This is a genomic window from Capnocytophaga sp. oral taxon 878, assembly GCF_002999135.1.
Lineage (GTDB): Bacteria > Bacteroidota > Bacteroidia > Flavobacteriales > Flavobacteriaceae > Capnocytophaga.
On record NZ_CP027229.1, the window covers coordinates 1,396,083 to 1,415,365 of the forward strand.

Annotated in this window: 12 protein-coding genes; 2 read left to right on the forward strand and 10 right to left on the reverse strand. The window is 37.7% G+C overall.

Features of this window, described 5'->3' with window-relative positions; translation table 11 throughout:
- Window positions 1–213 precede the first annotated feature (213 nt).
- The 8 genes from C4H12_RS06480 to C4H12_RS06515 form a co-directional block, all read right to left on the reverse strand.
- Window positions 214–2,187 (reverse strand): OmpA family protein, encoded by a 1,974-nt coding sequence (locus tag C4H12_RS06480; RefSeq protein WP_106098186.1) that lies wholly within the window; start codon window positions 2,185–2,187, stop codon window positions 214–216.
- Between the two features lie 82 nt (window positions 2,188–2,269).
- Window positions 2,270–4,222 (reverse strand): OmpA family protein, encoded by a 1,953-nt coding sequence (locus C4H12_RS06485; protein WP_106098187.1) that lies wholly within the window; start codon window positions 4,220–4,222, stop codon window positions 2,270–2,272.
- A 79-nt stretch (window positions 4,223–4,301) separates the two neighbouring features.
- Window positions 4,302–5,216, reverse strand: a complete 915-nt coding sequence (locus C4H12_RS06490; RefSeq protein ID WP_106098188.1) for a type IX secretion system membrane protein PorP/SprF — start codon at window positions 5,214–5,216, stop codon at window positions 4,302–4,304.
- A 623-nt stretch (window positions 5,217–5,839) separates the two neighbouring features.
- Complete coding sequence (locus C4H12_RS06495; protein ID WP_106098189.1) at window positions 5,840–8,947, reverse strand: glycoside hydrolase family 2 TIM barrel-domain containing protein; 3,108 nt, start codon at window positions 8,945–8,947, stop codon at window positions 5,840–5,842.
- 100 nt (window positions 8,948–9,047) lie between these two features.
- Complete coding sequence (locus C4H12_RS06500) at window positions 9,048–10,586, reverse strand: sulfatase (protein ID WP_106098190.1); 1,539 nt, start codon at window positions 10,584–10,586, stop codon at window positions 9,048–9,050.
- 318 nt (window positions 10,587–10,904) lie between these two features.
- Complete coding sequence (locus tag C4H12_RS06505) at window positions 10,905–11,627, reverse strand: SUMF1/EgtB/PvdO family nonheme iron enzyme (protein WP_106098191.1); 723 nt, start codon at window positions 11,625–11,627, stop codon at window positions 10,905–10,907.
- Between the two features lies 1 nt (window position 11,628).
- Window positions 11,629–12,747 (reverse strand): 6-bladed beta-propeller, encoded by a 1,119-nt coding sequence (locus C4H12_RS06510; protein ID WP_106098192.1) that lies wholly within the window; start codon window positions 12,745–12,747, stop codon window positions 11,629–11,631.
- A gap of 16 nt (window positions 12,748–12,763) precedes the next feature.
- Entirely contained in the window at window positions 12,764–13,981 is a 1,218-nt protein-coding gene (locus C4H12_RS06515; RefSeq protein ID WP_106098193.1) for a 6-bladed beta-propeller, read from the reverse strand.
- Window positions 13,982–14,659: 678 nt separating this feature from the next.
- Between C4H12_RS06515 and C4H12_RS06520 the strand changes: the two genes are divergently transcribed.
- Window positions 14,660–15,574 carry a restriction endonuclease gene (locus C4H12_RS06520; RefSeq protein ID WP_106098194.1) on the forward strand — a complete coding sequence of 305 codons (915 nt, stop codon included), beginning with the start codon at window positions 14,660–14,662 and terminating at the stop codon, window positions 15,572–15,574.
- The gene (locus tag C4H12_RS06525; protein ID WP_106098195.1) at window positions 15,561–16,355 is read left to right on the forward strand and encodes a DUF481 domain-containing protein; all 795 of its coding nucleotides are present in this window, start codon (window positions 15,561–15,563) and stop codon (window positions 16,353–16,355) included. The genes C4H12_RS06520 and C4H12_RS06525 overlap by 14 nt, the downstream gene beginning before the upstream one ends.
- A 16-nt stretch (window positions 16,356–16,371) precedes the next feature.
- Here C4H12_RS06525 and C4H12_RS06530 read toward each other — a convergent pair whose 3' ends face one another.
- A complete protein-coding gene (locus C4H12_RS06530) occupies window positions 16,372–18,801 on the reverse strand; it encodes a YfhO family protein (protein WP_106098196.1) in 2,430 nt (809 codons plus the stop codon).
- Window positions 18,788–19,099: a DUF4834 family protein gene (locus C4H12_RS06535; protein WP_106098197.1), complete on the reverse strand. Its 312-nt coding sequence runs from the start codon at window positions 19,097–19,099 to the stop codon at window positions 18,788–18,790. Before C4H12_RS06535 ends, C4H12_RS06530 begins: the two co-directional genes overlap by 14 nt.
- Window positions 19,100–19,283: the final 184 nt, after the last annotated feature.

The window sequence follows — 19,283 nt, forward strand, 5'->3', positions numbered from 1 at the left end:
TAATGTGATAAAAAACTTAACTAAAGTTACAATAAGTCTACAACATCTAAAAAACAAAAAAACACTTTTCCTGCTAAAGATTCTATAACTCTTCTATCCTCCACCTGAAACTAATAAAAAAAGACTCTACTAAAGTCCTAAAACTTTAGCAAAGTCTTTGTTATCTTTATTCCTAACTAGCTCTTTATTAAGAGCACAAAATATACAAAACTCTTACATCGATATGATAATAAACTCACTCCTACGGTTTGCTTGGTGTTGTTCCTCTGTACAAGGCACATCGTTACCACAATCATTCACCAGCTGAGTCTCTCCATATCCTTTACCTGTGATACGGTTTTTCTTAATACCATGCGAAATTATCCATTTCACTGTCGATTTGGCTCGCCTTTGTGAAAGAGCTAAATTATACTTATCCGATCCTCTACTATCTGTATGCAATCGTACATCTACTTTCATTGTAGGGTGTTCTTTCATTATAGCTACTATCTTTGCTAGCTGTTCAGCAGCATCTTTCCTGATATTAGCTTTATCGTAATCAAAATAAATATTATCTATCTGTAACACCTTAGACAGATCGTTCCCTATAACAACCTCTACCTTCTTATTCATAGGAATAGGGCTTAGCTTTATCTCAGCATTAGTATCCTTACTGCTATTTAAGGCTAAAGATTGTTGGTTAGCACTATAATTATCTTTTTCAGCCTTTAAAAGTAGTTGCAAATCACCACAATCTGCAGTGTAATTAAAAGTAAAATTACCATTAATGTCAGCCGTAGTCTCTTCTATAAGAGTATTATTATGTGTAAAAAGAGTAACTTTAGCTTGCGGTAATAATTCATTGGTAGTCGCATCACGTACTACTCCACTAAGTTTATAACTACAGGTAAAGCGCAAAGGCGTATGTTCATAAAAACTATAAATATCATCACTACCACGTCCTTCAGGTCTATTAGATGTAAGATAACCTATACGGGTCTGACTATTAATCACATAACAAAAATCATCTTCAGCACTATTTGCAGGTCTTCCTATATTAATAGGTTTGGTAATAGGATCTCCCTTTTCATTCAGTTTAACAGCAAATATATCCAAGCCTCCCAAACCAGGAAAACCGTCAGAAGAGTAATATAATATATTATCATCTGAAATAAAAGGGAAAGACTCTCGTCCAGGAGTGTTTATCTTATCTCCTAAGTTTTCAGGTTTACCATAGCCTCCACTTTTTAAGATAGGTGCTCGGTAAATATCCGAAGCCCCAAAAGTACCCTTCATATCTGATGTAAAATAAATATATTTCCCATCAGGACTCAGTGCAGGGTGAGCCACACTATGAATATTGCTATTGAAAGGCATTTCTTGTACGTCACCCCATTTACCGTGCTTATCTTTAGTAGCTTTAAAAATTTTAAGCAATACTGTATGGTCACCATTGGTCTTCACTTCATTATTAATGAAGTTATTACGGGTGAAATACATTGTATTCCCATCCTTGGTAAAAGCTGCTGTCGATTCATTAAATTTAGTGTTAATCCCATTTAGCTTAGCCTTTCGCGAAGCTTGCAAACTATCAGTATTAGCCTCATAAAGAGTATAGAAGTTATCTCCTGTCCATTCCGAACGACGTTTCAAAAAACCACTTTTTGTAGTAGCATACACTATATTATCACCATAAAAAGCTGTGCCATATTCCGATTTTCGTGTGTTAATCTTTAACAGAGTCAACTCCATCCTACCCGAATTGCGTTTAATTTCGGCCTGATAATCACGGTTCTTAAGAAATAATTGTGCACGTACATCATTCTTATCAGCAAGTGTCACAAACTGATTCATTATTTTATCCGAAGTATCATAATCCCCTGTTGTCTTTAGGGTTTGTGCATATCGATAATAATACTCAGGTTTTATATTGAAAGGCTTACCTTTAGCATCTTTACCATTAAAAAGTTTAGCATACCACTTATTAGCCAAAGTATAATCAGCATTATAGTAATAAGCATTCCCCAAGTTTTCTAAAAGTTCTTGTGGTTCTACACCTTTACGGGCTATGCTTTCGTATGCATTTATAGCTTCTACATAATTCAAGTTTTTGTAGTAGCTAGCTGCTTTCTGCAAGGCTTCTTTTTCATTCTGTGCAAAAGTAACTTGCAATAATAAGATAAAAATTGCTAAAAAAAGTTTTTTCATTGTGCTTTACTTAGAAATTAGGAAATAGAAATTCTATTTACAGATTGTCCCCTCTCTTTTGGAAAGGGGGAACAAATATTTTTTACATTGAGATTACAATAAACTCACTACGGCGGTTAGCTTGATGCTCTTCTTCTGTACAAGGTACTCCATTAGAACATCTATTAACTAGTTGCTTCTCACCATAACCTTTAGCTTTTAATCTACTACGGCTGATACCCTGTTTTACTATCCATTCTAAAGTCGATTTTGCCCTGCGGTCAGATAGTTTAAGGTTATAAGCATCAGCTCCACGACTATCAGTATGTGAGCGAATATCAATCTTCATCTTAGGATATTCACGCATTACTTCTACAATCTTAGTAAGTTCTACAGCTGCATCAGGGCGTATATTAGCTTTGTCGTAATCAAACTTAATTTCTTTTATTTCAAATACTTTAGCTAGGTCTACCCCTTTTTGAATAGCCACTTGTCGTGGGTTCAGCAATAGTTCATAGTACACATCGCCATCCTTCTCTACCGATACATTCACTTCAGCAGTTTCATACCTCTGTTTTTCACCTCGTAAATAGTAATAAGCATCATTACAATTCACTTTCTCAAAAGCAAAAGTACCATCAGCTTTACTCTTTTGGTTACCTACTTCCTTCATTATTTTATTTGAAAGTACTACCTTAGCATCAGTAATAATCTGTTTTGTTTTAGCATCTTTCACTACTCCTTTAAGATTTTTCTCACAAGAAAAGTATAAGGGTTTATCTTCGTGAAAGCTATAAATATCATCTTTACCTTTACCACCTGCGCGGTTAGAGCTAAGAAAACCTATTTTACTATCACTATCAAACACAAAACAGAAGTCATCATCAGCACTATTACCAGGCATGCCTATATTTATAGGTTTAGAAGCTGTACCATCAGTACTAAATTTTACAGCAAAAATATCCAAACCTCCCAAACCTGGTATCCCGTCTGATGAGTAATACAAAACATTTTCTTTTGAAAAGAATGGGAATGACTCGCGCCCTGCTGTATTAATAACATTACCCAAATTTTCAGGAGTACCATATTGGTTATTCCCCAATATCTCTACACGAAAAATATCCGAATTACCAAAAGTTCCTGGCATATCCGATGCAAAATATAAATACTTTTCATCTGGGCTCAATGCAGGGTGTGCCACATTGTATTGGTCACTATTAAAAGGTACTTCCACTACATTGCCCCAATTACCATTTTTATCTTTGGTTGCACAAAGTATCTTCAGCAAAATAGTATTCTCAACATCAGTACCCAACCTCCTATTCACATAATTATTACGCGTGAAGTACATTGTATTACCATCCTTAGTGAATACAGGCGTTGATTCATTAAACTGAGTGTTAATAGTTGAAGAAAATGGCTTACGATTAGTCAATTTCTGCTGATTGTGCTCAGCTTCATAAAGATCATAAAAACTCTCTCCAGTCCATTGCGAAACTCCACGACGCGCTTTCTTAGCATTCGTAGCAGCAGCAAAAACTATTTTTTTATCACCATAAAAAGCCGTCCCATATTCCGAATTTTCAGTATTTATCGAAGCGTTATTAAGCTCAAAACGTCCCGAGTTGTTCTTTATAACCTCCTGATAATCCTTATTCTCTTCATACAAAGCCGCACGGGTATCCTTTGCATTGGTAAGCTCTACAAACTTAGCCATCATCTTATCAGCTTGTGTGTAATCTCCTACCGATTTCAGCACTTGTGAGTAGCGATAGTAGTACTCAGGCTTTATATTGTACTTTCCTTCCTCAAAAAGCTTTTCATACCAAGGCTGTGCTTTTTTATATTCTGCATTATAATAATAAGCATTCCCCAAGCTCTCCAGCATCTCTTGGTTTACATACCCTTTCTGGGCAATACGCTCATAAATCTTAATAGCGTCAATGTAAGCAAAGTTTTTGTACATCTCATTTGCCTTTTCTAGCTCACGCTCATTCTGAGCCGAAAGAAATGAGGTTCCCATTAACAAAGCTACACTTAAAGTTAATATTTTCATTGTTTTCTTTTTCCTTAATTCTATTCAGTTTCCCCTCTCCTATTTTAAAAAGAGATTCTTTTATTAACAAATTGATACATTAAAAGAAACGTGGTGAAACAATCTTCTTGTAAGTCTTCACCAATTCATAACGCAAGAATATCTCGTGCGAACCCGAGTTGTATTTTGATAACTCAGTGGTTTCATAGTCATAACCATAACCAGCAAACCAACGATCGTTTATCTGAAAGCCTGCCATTACACTCACCGCTGCCGACCAGCGATAAGCCGCTCCCAACACAAACTTCTCATTGAACATAAAGTTCAAAGAAGCATCTACTTGCAAAGGAGCTCCAAATGCTACTTTTGATAACACCGCTGGCTTAAACTTCACATTATCATTCAAGTCAAAAACATAACCTCCTATTAAATACAAGTGCTGACTATTTTTAAGCACTGATACCGAATTGTTTTTATAATGACTTGTCTCCAACATGTTAGGCACCGAAAAACCTAAGTAATATTTATTGGTGTACCAGTAAACCCCTGCACCTAAGTTAGGAGAGAATACACTTTCTTTACCTATCAAACTCACATCAGTAGCATCCTGCTTGCGTAGTTCATCATAATCTATTTGGAATATACTACCAGATCCTTGCAATCCAAAAGCCAATTTAGAGTTTTCAAAATTGATAGTGTACGATACATCCACAGCTAATTCAGTTTGTGATTGTGGACCTATACTTTCACGAAAAATAGACCCCCCTAAACCTACATTACGCAACGATTGCATAGGCTGGTGGTAACTCACACTACCATTAGTAGGCGCTCCCTTTATACCCACCCACTGAGTACGGAAAGTACCAAAAAGGCTACCTACCTCACGTGAGCCCGTATAAGCTGGGTTAAACAACATTGTATTGTACATATATTGTGTATATTGCGACTCTTGTTGCGCAAATAACACTGTACAAAACAGAGTAGTAATAATTGATAATAATGCTCTTTTAATCATAACAGAATGTATTTTTATTATATTAGCGATTGATTTTTAGTTATATAAGCTTATTTTACAAGCAATAAATCGGGGGCAAAAGTACAACTTTTTTTTGAATAACCAATATTAAAGGTATTTTTTTTACAGTTGTGAGAAGTCGCCTTTAAGTTGTAAAAACAGCCCAAAACTCTTAAAAAAGAACCGATATTTCCAGCCTGCTTCACTACCTTAAACTCTTCCTTCTGAAAACAAAAACCTAATCCTTTCTTACCCCTTATTTTTACTTCTCTACTGAAAACCTTCCCTCTCCATTACAACTATCCTAAAACCATCTTATAGGTTGAACGAACGAATAACGAAGGATAAACGAACTATAAACGAAGGATAGTTAGTAATTCCACACAGCTCAGCACTACACAAAGAAAAAGCATTATCTCACTAATTTCCAACCCTCTCAAATGCAAAAGAGCCCCCTAAACAGAAGCCATCATTTTTTCAGCTCCTCTTTACACAACACTCCAAGCATTCACTATTTTATGTCAAAATATTTCCCAAAAAAAATAAAGATTGGGTCTTAGGTTTTAGACAGCAATTTCTAAAACCCAAGACCCAATCTCTAAAATCGAAAAATCTAAAACAACCTAATTAGCTTCTAGTCTATAGCTATAGCTATAAGGCTTATACAAATACAATAAGTACTGCGGCATTGGTAAGCTACCCCAGCTATTATCACCCCCCAATCCTAATTGTTGTAAGTCAATATCTAAATGGGTATATTTATCCGCTGTAAGCTCTCCCGCGTGAGTTTGTCCCTTTTTCACACCAGGGTACAACTGTGCAGGACTATAAGGTAAAGCATTCACATTCAGTAGCGTACCTGTACTTTGTACAGTAAGTGATACACCTCTTTTCTTGCTTAGTTTTGCCCAACGCACATCCGCTTTATTACCCGTTTCCTGCGGACGTACATAAGGATAAAACTGCTGCTGAATGCTACCCTCATACAAACCTACAAGTGATGAAGTCTTCCTGTCCCAATAACTTTCCCACGGACCTCTACCATACCACTGTATGCGGTCAAAAGATTTAAGAGTAAGGTGATTACCTATTTTAAAAGTAAGATTATTACCCTCTTTCAATGGGGTGAACTTATTAGTTACGGTTACTACTGGTTTACCCTCAAATACCAATTCTTGAGTATAATCAATAGTACCATCTACAAGCTGTTTATGCAAACTTACTTTCACCTCACCTGTAATAAGTTTCTCTACTTCTACACGCACTCTTGTTGCTTGGCTATCAGCATTCTGCAAGTTCTCTAGTCTTTTAGGTAATCCCGCGCCAAAATCATTATCAGTACCAGGTCTCCATAAGTTTACTTCTAAACCTTCTGGGGCGAAAAGTTCTTCTTTTTTCACATTGAACGACACCCATTTACCTGTTTGTTTATCAATTTTAGCGGTATAGTTCTTATTACGTAATAACACATAATCATCAGTATCTTCTACTTCTATAACTGTTGCATCAGCAGTAGTTTTTGGAGCCTGATACGCCGTTAGCAAGAACTCAGCAAAAGCCAGCTGTGTACCTTTCTTAAGCAATCCCTCATCTTGTTTTAAGCTTGCTGTACATTGTAACACATATTCAGCCTTATCATCTGTTTTAAGAGCAGGCAATGCAAAAGTAGCTTCTGCTTGTGGCAACACTACCAAGTTAGCAATATTACCCGTTTGCACAGCTACACCTTCCTTAAGCAACTTCCAGCTCACTTCATAGTTTGAAAGATCTTTAAAAAAGTGCTTATTGCGTAATTTCAATTGGTTATTAACATACTGAAAAGCTATTTCTTGCTGCACCTTGCGCACCTCATAAGCATGAGGATGCCAAGTGCGGTCACTCGCTATTACCCCATTGATTAGGAAGTTATTATCACTAGGAGTATCTTTATCGCCATAATCACCACCATAAGTCAATATTTTCTTGCCATTAGGAAGAGTTTTATAAATACCCTGATCTATAAAATCCCAAATAAAACCACCTTGTAGTTTAGGATAAGTTTCATACACATCCCAATATTCTTGAAAGTTTCCTACACTATTACCCATAGCGTGTGCATACTCACATTGTAAGAAAGGCTTAGTATGTTTGCTAAGGGCATACTCTGTAAGAAAAGGAATATGCCTGTACATACGTGATTCTATATCCGTATTCCAATCGTAATGAGCCAACTCATAATGAATAGGACGTGAAGGGTCTAAACCTTTCACATGCTGATAACCTTTATAAAAGTTCCATCCATTCCCCGACTCATTACCTAAACTCCAAAAAAGTATCGAAGGGTGGTTCTTATCCCGTTTCACCATTCGTTCCATACGTATTAGGTGAGCGTATTCCCATACAGGGTCATTACCAAGTGTTCTTTCAAGTTCATAATGCATGCCATGGCTCTCCACATTAGCCTCATCCATTACATACACACCATATTTATCACAAAGATCATAAAAATAAGGGTCATTAGGGTAATGTGAAGTACGCACGGCATTAAAGTTCAAAGCCTTTAATTGCTTCACATCATCCTCCATAGTTTCTCGGCTCACTACTTGTCCTGTATAAGGGTCTGTTTCATGACGGTTTACTCCCTTAAAAAGTACTCTCTTGCCGTTTACCAATATATTAGCCCCATCTATCTCTATACTTCTAAAGCCTACTTGTCTGTTTACTACTTCTTTTACCTCGCCTTTAGCATCGTATAGCACCATCTGTAAGCGATATAAGTAAGGAGTTTCAGCACTCCACTGTTTTATTTGTGGCAATTCAGCAACAAACTGTAATTCGGTCTTTCCAAAAGCCTTCTTAAGCCCTGCTGTTTCTTTTTTCTGCTGATAAATCAACTCAGTATTATCATACAAGCTAAGCTCTACCTTATATTTAGAAGCATCTATAATACTGCTATTCCACACTTCTGCCTGAACGGACAGCTTTCCATTGCTATAACTCTTATCCAAACCCGATTGTATACTTAAGTCATAAAAATGAATTTTAGGACGCATATATAAGTAGCAATCACGCGAAATACCCGAAAATCGCCACATATCTTGGCACTCCAAATAACTAGCATCCGTCCAACGGCGTACTTCCATAGCTATTAGGTTTTTACCCGCTACTACATAAGGAGTAATATCAAATTCCGATGCCAATTTGCTATCCTTTCCTACCCCTACAAACTTACCGTTTACATACAGCTTAAAAGCCGATTTCACCGCTCCTAAGTGCAAAAACACTTTTTCGTCTTGCCATGTAGCTGGCAAAGTAAACGTTTTGCGATACAACCCTCCATTCTGTTTCATATCATCAGGAATATCAGGTGGTGTAGGGTTCTTTTGGTTGAACTCGTATGAAGCGTTCACATAAATAGGAACACCATAACCTTCAACCTCCCAGTTAGCTGGCACAGGTATTTTCTTCCACTGGTCTTCTTTGAAATCTGTTTTGTAAAAATCAGTAGGAAGTTCACGATAGTCTTCCTTCCACAAAAAAGACCACAACCCATTAAGGCTCACAAAACGTGCCGATTTATCAGCATTTGCCTCTTGTGCCTTCTGTACACTTTCATAAGGAAAGTATGATGCACGCATTGGCAGTCGGTTAATCTCTTGCAGTGCCGGATTCTCAAAAATACTATCCAACTGCTGGGCTTTCAGTACCGAGCCCGCCAAAAGTGATGTAATAATTAAAAAGTATTTCTTCATAAGATAAATAATTGACAATTAACACTTTTTATACACATTCACGGATTACACAAATTTGTCAGTATCAAATCAGTGTAACCCGTGATTATGTGTAATTAAACTATTTAACAGAATACTCTTGGTTAAAAAATACTTTTTCAGCCAATGTATCCTCTTTTTCTCGTATTTCTTTTAAAAGCAAAGCTTCCAACTGTTTGGTAATCTTTTGGTATTCTTTTTTACCATACACATTATTAAGCTCTTTAGGGTCTTTTTCTAAGTCAAAAAGCTCCCAAGTATTCACTCGTTTGTAGTAACGTATCAACTTGTAACGGTCTGTACGTACTCCAAAGTGTGGTGATACCGCGTGCTCACCATTTTCATAATAGTGATAAAAAAGCTGATTGCGAATAGCTTTTGCTTTTTTAGCAAAAAGTGGTAAGAATGATTTCCCTTGTATATCAGCAGGCACTGGTAAGCCAGCCAATTCTAAGAAAGTAGGAGCCAAATCTATATTAAGCACAAATCCATCATTAGTAGTCCCTTTAGGAAACATCTTAGGATATGACACTATCATTGGCGTACGGAACGACTCTTCATACATCCAACGCTTATCAAACCAGCCGTGTTCTCCCATATAGAAACCTTGATCCGACATATAGATTATTATAGTATTATCTTTCAAATTGTGCTTTTCTAAGTAATCAAGCATACGCCCTATATTCTTATCCATTGATTTTACAGTTGATAAGTAATCGCGCATATAACGTTGAAACTTCCATTTTGCCAACTCAGCTCCTGTAAGATTAGCATTATAATACTCCTGACGGATAGGATTATAGAAATCATTATAATGTGCCAATTGAGTAGCCGTCATATGGGTAAAGTTAGCATCTCTTATCTCATCTTTCTCGCTCTTGAACATTTTAAGATCATAACCCATTACCATATCCTTACCTATAGCCATCTCTTGCAAAGCAGCAGGCTTACGAGTAGCATAATCATCAAAGAAAGTATCAGGTAGCGGGAAATTAACGTGTTCGTAAGCTCCTAATTCAGGTAAATCAGGCATCCAAGTACGGTGTACTGCTTTATGCCCTACTACAAGGCAGAAAGGTTTATTAGGATCACGACGGTCCAACCACTTCTCAGCCTCATCTTCAATAATGTTACTTACATAACCTTGCTCACGCACATATTTTTTACCCTCGATAATAAAATCAGGGTTAAAGTATCTTCCTTGATCTACTAAGATTTTAAAGAAATCAAACCCCTTAGGATCATCTCCCAAGTGATATTTACCTACCCAAGCCGTTTGGTAACCTCCTTGTTGCAAAAGATTCACAAACTGTTGTTGCGATGAGTTGTAGTGAGAAGTCTCATTGTCCATAAAACCATTTTTATGGCTGTATTTACCAGTGAGAATACAAGCCCTACTTGGCCCGCAAATAGAGTTAGTTACAAAAGCACGATTAAAACGTACCCCTTCTTTAGCCAGCCTATCTATAGCCGGTGTTGCATCGGTAGCTCCATTATTATAAGCACCAATAGTTTGATACGAATGGTCGTCCGATACAATAAGAACAATATTAGGTCTGTTTCGTTGAGCACAACCCATTGTGGCACAAACCAAACCACATAAAAGTAATACTTTTTTCATAAAGCTATGGACGTTAAAAAAACTGCGCAAAGGTACGACAACTTTTTCAATTATCATAATTTTTTCTTAAAAATTTTTTATATTTAACAAACTCACTTCTTAATCTCCTTTATAATACACCCCTGCTTTTCAAATTGTATTTATATACAACAATCTCCTTCTCCAGCTTGCTCAATACCCTCACCTTCTCTTCATTCTAACTAACGTTCTTTGTTTTACTTCCTCTCAGTACTTATAATGATAATAAAATTAAGTTCTTAATTTTCATTTTATCTAAGTCACAAAAATAAACCAGTATTTATTAATTCTACTTCTTTGCTATTTTACGTTCTTTACTGTTCTGAACCCGACATACCAAGAGGCTCTTCCTTCTTTACTACGTTTAAATACATGACGTGATTTATAAGTAAAACGCGACAAATCATCAACTATACCACCTCCTTTCCAAACAATCGAATCTCCTTTTACACTTACACATACTTCACAAGTATTACCACTCATATCATAAATACCCAAAGCATTAGGTTTTTTAGATCGGACAGGCTGCAATCTTGATATAGGGTCTTTTTCATCACTCCACGCTACTTTCTTTACTGAATTACTACCTGCATATTTATAAGTAGCATTAGTTCCTTCCCGAAAAGCATATTCCCATTCTGCTTCTGTAGGTAATCTTTTGCCGCTCCACTTACAATAAGCCTGCATATCATCAACAGTAAGATATACCACTGGGTACAAATACCATTCCTTTTCAGGTATTAGTTTTCCATTAATATCATACTGCCAACATACTTTGGACGTTTTCTGCCCTCCTGTAATAAAAGCATAGCCTTGTTCTTCTGCAAGGGTTTTATAACCTGTTTGCTTTACAAATTCAGCAAACTGACCAATAGTGACTTCATTTTGATCAATGTAAAAATCGGCTAACTTTACCTTTTGGTTTGTACTAGTAACATAATCTCCTCCTTTTACTAAAATCATCTTTTGTGCCAACATAGCTGGAGCTATCATTAGCAAAATAAAGGTTACAAGGTTTTTCATATCAGTCTTTTATTTCAAATTCTATCATTACAAAAGTATCTTTTTCTTGCAAAAAAGCATAACTTATTAGTGTATCCCCCTCATTAGATAACAAAGGGTAGTACTGTACCTCATCAAAATCATTTATAAGCGGAATCGGCGGCGCTATACCCATTTGCTTTTTCGAAAATTGTCTTATTTTACCATCTACTTTATGATAGAAAACATAGTGGTAATAATCATTTTGGCTATATATCAAAAAGAGATATGATGGGGTATTCAACACATTATTCAAACCGCAATATTGATATTGTTTTTCCAATGAAACCCCTTTATAAGGCTGCATTCCTTTATCACTTTCTAAGTCCGATAGTACTTTAGTTGCTATCTCCGCATTATCATTCCCGTAATCAAGAGTATAGAGGGCTTCCAAGCTATTATCTGGGGCAAAGCCATATAGCTTATCAGTACACTTATCATAGTACAAAAAGCTATCTCCATTACCTATCATAGGATTGATTCTTACAAAACTATTTACCATAGTCTTAAAAGGCATATAGCTCTTCTCTACTTTAAAATCAGCATTTAGCACTAATAAGTTATCCTTTATTTTCTTATCAACTGTTTCATTCTCGCTGTAATCCGCATATACCGCTGCTTTACCCATAGGGGTTAAGGCTATATGCACACCAAAAAGTTCTGTACTTTCTCCCCTCTTGAATTCTCCTTTTGGGGTATATACCAGCAGCTTTTTGGGCGATAGAATAAGTATCTCATCACTCGTTTTGTTATAAGTAATATCCAAAATAGTAACATACTCTTGTGGTCCTTGTCCCATTGCATCAATAAGCCCTATCTTTTTACCTGTATTACGGTCAAAAACAAATACTATCATCTGTTCACTATCCCAAATAATATATTTATCAGGCGTTGTAATAAGTTTGCTTATTTCACCTATAAGGTTCTCTTCATCTGTTTCTAATAGCACTTTTTTCTTCATACTAAGCACCTCACTCATAGGCGCTGTATTTTCTATTTGCGTAGGCAAAAGCTTCACTCGTATGCTTCCATCAGTTTCAGATACTTTATGCGTACAACCAAAACACAAACACAAAACTGCAAGTAATAATTTATAATTCATAATCCTTTCAATAATCTTACCCTTTCAGCTTAAACAGTACCAGCACAGGGTTATCATCTTCTTTTAGTGTTTTAGCCTTCTCTTTAAGCCCTTTATACAAAGGCGTATCTGGTAATTCAGCTACTACTGCCAAATATTCCTGTGCCGATACAAAACCGTAAAAACTACTACCATCATACCCAAATACATTTGTAAATAGATTTAGATAACGCGTTTTTCCCGAACTAAAAATATGCGAAGCCTCTTTCTTCCTATCATAAATTGTCAGGTAATTTGCATTTACCTCTCCCCCACTATAATACCCATACAGCAAATACTCAGGGCTTGCTGCCATCTTAATATCTCTAGGGTACTTCACACTTGTCATCAGCACTTGGTATGCTGCTATCATATTCTCACTAAAAATCTTAGCAAGATAACTCTCTGGCGGAGTTATAGCCCCATAATCAGGCACATATTTAGCCCTTGCCTCTAATGCCGATGCATCAATCTCGTAAATAGTATCATTATAATCTCTTTGGTACAAGTAGTTACCTCCTTCAATGGCATAAAAGTTATCACGCCCAAAAAGTATCTTAGCCTTGCGTTTAGGGTCTTTAGGGTCAAACATTTTTAGCACTTTAAAATCCTTATCTACCAAGCACAAATAATGTTTCAAACTCTCATCCTTTTCGTTCTTTTTCTCTCCAAGTTTCTCTTGTTCCTCATCCTCACCTACTTCCTTTTCCGTTTCATTTGCCCCCATTTCCGAATACACAAAATATTTATCTTTCACCCTGCAGATAGCTTCCAACGATATAGGCAGCCTTTTTTCACCCACAAAAGTATTATCTTTAAGCCTTTCTATCCATTTTCTAGCATTCCAATCAAAAAAGTGAATAGTATCACCACTTATCATAAACTTACTAAGTTCTCTGTACTCACCTGGCCCCTGCCCTTGCTTTCCCATACTATTCAAATACCTCCCATCACTCCCAAAATGCTTAATAGTAGTCCCTCCAGCAGCAAGAATATACCAACTACCATCAACTCCTTTATGAAGATTAAAAACCTGACTAATAAGACAACTATCAGTAGTTTGCAACGGAACAACTTCTACCGATGCTATAAAATCATCAATCTTTTCAGTAGGCGACTCTTCATATACTTTCACAATCCGCACACCTTCTTCTTTTTTCAAATTACAAGCTCCCAAAATAAAGCCCATTACCAAAAATAAAACACTTGTTCTCATTTCTTTTTAGTCTTAAAAATCATCGCAAAGTTACGAAATCGAAAAATAATAACAAAATATTTTAACATTTTTCTACGTCAAACATACTAAAACCTCCCTCCTACCCAAGCCTTTCTCTTCTCTTCCATACTTATCCCAAACAGCAATAAAATAGTAATCAAACAACAAGTAAAAGATACCTTTCCCCTTTCCTATCTCTCCACTACCCCTCCCCTCCTCGCCTCCTATTTCTCACCTCCTCCCTAATTGCGAATTCCTCAAAAATCACCCCCACCCTCTCTATCCCCTACCCTTCAACCCATATCCCCTGATAATCAAACCATTCTATTAGTAAGACACCCCCAAGCACCATACAGCTATCCCTTAGAATAAACGAACCAATAACGAAGGATAAACGAACTATAAACGAAGTATAAGCATTATTATACTGACTATCAGCCCTTTCATCCCCGCCCTTTCTTTTGCAAAATTCGCAACAAAAATCCCCAAAAACCACATTTTTCTCATCACTTCACAGCTTTCACTTCATTCTTGTTAATCGCTAATAATCAACTACTCTCCCAACCTCTCATATCTTTTCCCCACACCTCACCCTTATTTTTTTCTCCTTTTTTATGCCCAATTCAAAATAATTTCTTACATTTGTACCCAGAAACTATAACCCACTAACAGCTAAAAATGAACATACCCGACTTCCAAAAACTAATGCACCCCTTCCTCGAGGCCATTCACGACGGATGCGTCTACTCTACTGAACAAATAGTCGAAATACTACGTGTTCACTTCCGCCTCACGATGGACGATATGAAAGTTAGAATCCCCAATGGCACACAGTCCCTCTTCCGCAACCGTATCGATTGGGCTGCCAACCACCTATACCAAGCCGGATTAATAGCCAGCTTCCAAAAAGGATACTACCAAATTACCGAAGCCGGCCTACAAGTCCTCTCTCAAGAACGATCCAAAACAATGGATATGGCATACCTACGCCGCATCGATCAGTTCCACGCTTGGGAAACAATATTCAATGACGACATCAAAACCCTCCCCGAAAACCAAAATATCGAAGTAGAAATACAAAACGAAACCCCCGAAGTCATCATCGGTAAGGCAAGCGTAATACTACACCAATCACTAAAATTTGAACTATTACAACTAATAAAAAGTAAGCCCATCTCCTTTTTCGAGTATTTTATTGTCGAACTACTCAAGAAGATAGGCTATAAAGGGATTGATTCTGCCAATTTTGAAGTAATAGGGCAGCAAGAAAAACAAGGAATTGAAGGAATTATGTATCAAGATGAATTACAGATTGATAAAATATATATGCAGGCCAAAAAATGGGATATACAAGTAACCTCCAAGGACATACGTAATTTCATCGGAGCGCTCAGCCTAAAAGGCACAAAAAAAGGTGTGTTTATAACCACCTCCTCTTTTTCCGACGAAGCCAAAGCCGAAGCCTCTCTTAACCCCACCCACAAAATCATATTAGTTGACTCCGACAGTCTAATGCAGTTAGCCATCAGCCATAACGTAGCTATCCAAACCAAACGCACTATCGAAATTAAAAGTATTGATGAAAATTTCTAATCTATTAAGGGTATGGTTATTACTATGTACAGCCCCCCTTACAGCTCAAATTATCTTTACTGAAAGTTTAGCCCCTGTTATTGACACAAATCGTACATGGCAAGGAAGCATCGCCCCCGAACTGAACTTTAAAACCGAAAAACAAAACTTCTTTCAAGTAAAAAACAACGCCAATATCAATATATTATTACAAAAAAAGAAAGCCATTACCCTCATTAACCAGTTAGAAATTACCTCTGTAGGTAACACTATTAATGTGAGTAATGGCTTTTTCCATTTAGAATATCGTTACTTAGTCAAGCCTCGTTGGGAAGTATATCCCTTTGCCGAAGCTGTTTGGGTACCCAGTCGTGGCTTGCAACTGCGCATTGCCACCGGACTTCAAGCCCGCTACCGCCTTATTCAGTCTGAACATTTTATACTTACTAGTGGCTTTGGTACCTTCTTCGAGTATGAACATTGGAATACTGATGGCGTCCCCGATGAAATAGCCTATCCTTATGACACTAAGCACCAACGCACTATCAAAGCTCGTTTAGCTTTAGGACTAAAAATCCCTCTTACCGAAAAGTGGAATTTCACTACTAGCGGTTATATACATTCTCGCTGGGACAGCAATATAGCCAACCCTCGTTTTGCTTATGACATTGAGCTAAAACACCATTTCACCGAGCACTTTGGAATATGGATTTCCTATCAAGCTATACAACACACACTACCTGTATTTCCCATCAAAAAGCTATATGTAGTATTTACTGGAGGCGTGTTCTTATCGTGGTAATTCCAGCTCTTTTTAATCATTTTTCTTTCTTCTTACTTTGTACCGCTATAACAGCATCTCCTATAGCCCATAGCAGTAACAAGATACCCCCAGCAAGGGTAAGATAACTACCCTTTTGTACTACTTCGGGTTCAAAAGCAAAGCGTATTTGGTGTTGCCCCGCAGGCACTACCATTGCCCTAAGTGTGTAATTCACACGGTAAATAGGAGCTTCTTTACCATCAATAGTAGCTTTCCAGCCATAAGGGTAATACATTTCAGAAAAGACTGCCAAGCCTTCATTAGGATTATTACTTTCGTATACTAACACATTAGGTGCATAGCTTTTTAGCTTAATGGTAGCCGTACTATCCACAGTGTATTGCGTAGGAATAGTCGCCTTTAGGTCTGCATTAGTAGCAAGCGCTTCGGTAGCTGGTTTAAAGCTTGTAAGGGCTTGCATCACTTCATCATCTGTATTCTTCAAAGTAAGTTTTTGTACAAACCACGCATTGCCCAGTACCTCATCATTTAGCATAGGCTGTACCTGCCTCTGCTGGTTACGCATTAGTATATATTTTACGTTCAGCATATTAAGCACCTCACGATTGCCCTGCGCTATTTGGTAATCATACAGCTCTTGCAAGCGCAAAGGTTTAGCGGCATGATACCCACCTATAGAGTGGTGAAAATATGAGGTACGTGCACCATTTACTCCTACTTCGGGTTCATACACACGGTAGTAACCTTTATCTTGTAGTATTTGTGCATCGGCAGGAGTGGCCTCAAAAGGATTGTTAAGCTGATATTTATCTACAAAACTATCTTTGTTTACATATCGTTTGGCTACACCTCCCAAATCAATAAAAAGAAGTACTAATACCCCTAATTGTAATCCCCATTGAGGGATTTTTTTGTACTGATACAAGCCTAAAGCTACCGCTGTAAGCAATATAAATACTGCCGAACGCAACACATCGGAGGTGTAGAGACTGCGGCGGTCATCTATTATCTTTTGCATAATATCGGCATCAAAATACTGCGCATAAGCAGCATCACTTGCTCCTGTAAAACTGAAGAAGTTCTTGATAAGAAGTAAGAAAGCCATTAAGCCTAAGCTAATGTATATACTGTACAGCAAGGGCTTTTTGCGTTCCTGCTCAGGTGTATTTATAAACTGATGTAAGCCTATAATTGCCAATACTGGTACACAAAGCTCCAACAGCACTTGTACAGAGGATACTGCGCGGAACTTGTTGTACAAGGGGAAGTAATCAATCATAAAATCGGTAAGGAAGCCGAAGTTCTTCCCCCAAGAAAGGAGTAATGCCATTACCGAGCCCCCTATCAGCCACCATTTGAGTCGGCCTTTTATTACAAAAATAGCCAATACAAACAAGAAGAACACTACGGCGCCTATGTAGGCAGGGGCAGCTACTATAGGCTGATCGCCCCAGTAAGTGGGTAGGTCTTTAAATACGGCATCAATACGATCGGGGGAGATGCCTTGCGGTACGAGGGTTTGCATCGCATATTGGTAAGTTTGGCTATCTCTGCCAAGAGCCTCGTGGTTAGAGCCTCCGTAAAGGCGTGGTACTATGAGGTTTAGTGATTCGGCTTTGCCATAACTGTATTCGGTAATATAGTCTTTGCTAAGTCCATTAATATGAGGTTTTGCTGTGCCATCGGGAGCTATTGTAAGTGTTGATTTGCCGCGGGTACTCCACTGGGCATATTCATTGGTAGATAGCAGCAGCGAGGCGTTGCAAAGGACACTTACCAGCAGGGCTACTACTAAGGCAGCTGCTGTTTTGCCCAAATGTATCCATTGTTTTTCTTTGATAATGAAGTATAGAAATCCTATACCTAATGGCAAGATGAGTAGCAGGAGGTAGTAGGTCATTTGGAAGTGGTTGGCACAGAGTTCCAATGCTAAGGCGACTGCTGTGAGGAGCCCTCCCCAGAGGTATTTGCGTTGGAATACGAGTAGTATGCCTGCCAGCACTGGTGCGAAGTAGGCTATGGCGTGGGCTTTGGCGTTATGCCCTGCGCCTAAAATAATAATGAGGTAGGTAGAGAGCCCAAAGGCAATAGCGCCAAGTAAGGCATTGCGGTAGTTCACTTTCAGCACTAATAGGAGGATGTAAAAGCCTATAAAGTAAAGAAAGAGATAATCGGCTGGGCGTGGTAAGAAGCGTAACGTTCTGTCGAGTTGTTTTACAAAATCATTGGGATATTGAGCCCCGAGCTGATAGGTGGGCATACCGCCAAAGGCACTGTTAGTCCAATAACTTTCGGTGCCGGCAGCCCTATAGTCATTACGTTCTTTAGCCATACCGGTGTACTGGGCTATATCACTTTGGAAGATGCCTTTGCCTTGCAATACGGGATAAAAAAAGGCTACTGCTATAAGGGCGAAGAGTCCTATTATTACAATATGGGGGAGTAGGGTATTAAATTTCTTCATAATCAATATATTCACCTACCTGCTTGGTAGTTTTAGGGTTTTTAGGGGTAGTATTATTGGTATTTTTGTGTGATTGGCTGTTGTTTTGTTGGCCGTAAGTATTCTGCCCATAAGGGTTTTGGGAGTACTGTTCTTGAGTTTGTTGGAATTGATTTTGCATCTTCTGCCCTACCCTTTTGAGGAAGAAACGCAACATATAAGGGGCTGCCCAGCGAAGTAAAATTCGCAAGCCCCATATTATTAATAGTATGATTAATAAGGTTTTAACAAACCCTGAGAATGATGCTTCTGCTAACATATATATAATTATTTTTGGCAAAGATACGAAATAATTTGCAATCTACAAGATTTGGGGTAGGTAAGAGATAAGAAGTGATGAGGAAAATGTGTGGCTGAGGGGGGGGCTTTATAAAAAGAAGATTTTGAGCGTGAAATGAGTGAGAGTAGGTGAAGCAAGAGATGGACTGCTACTGGATTGAGAT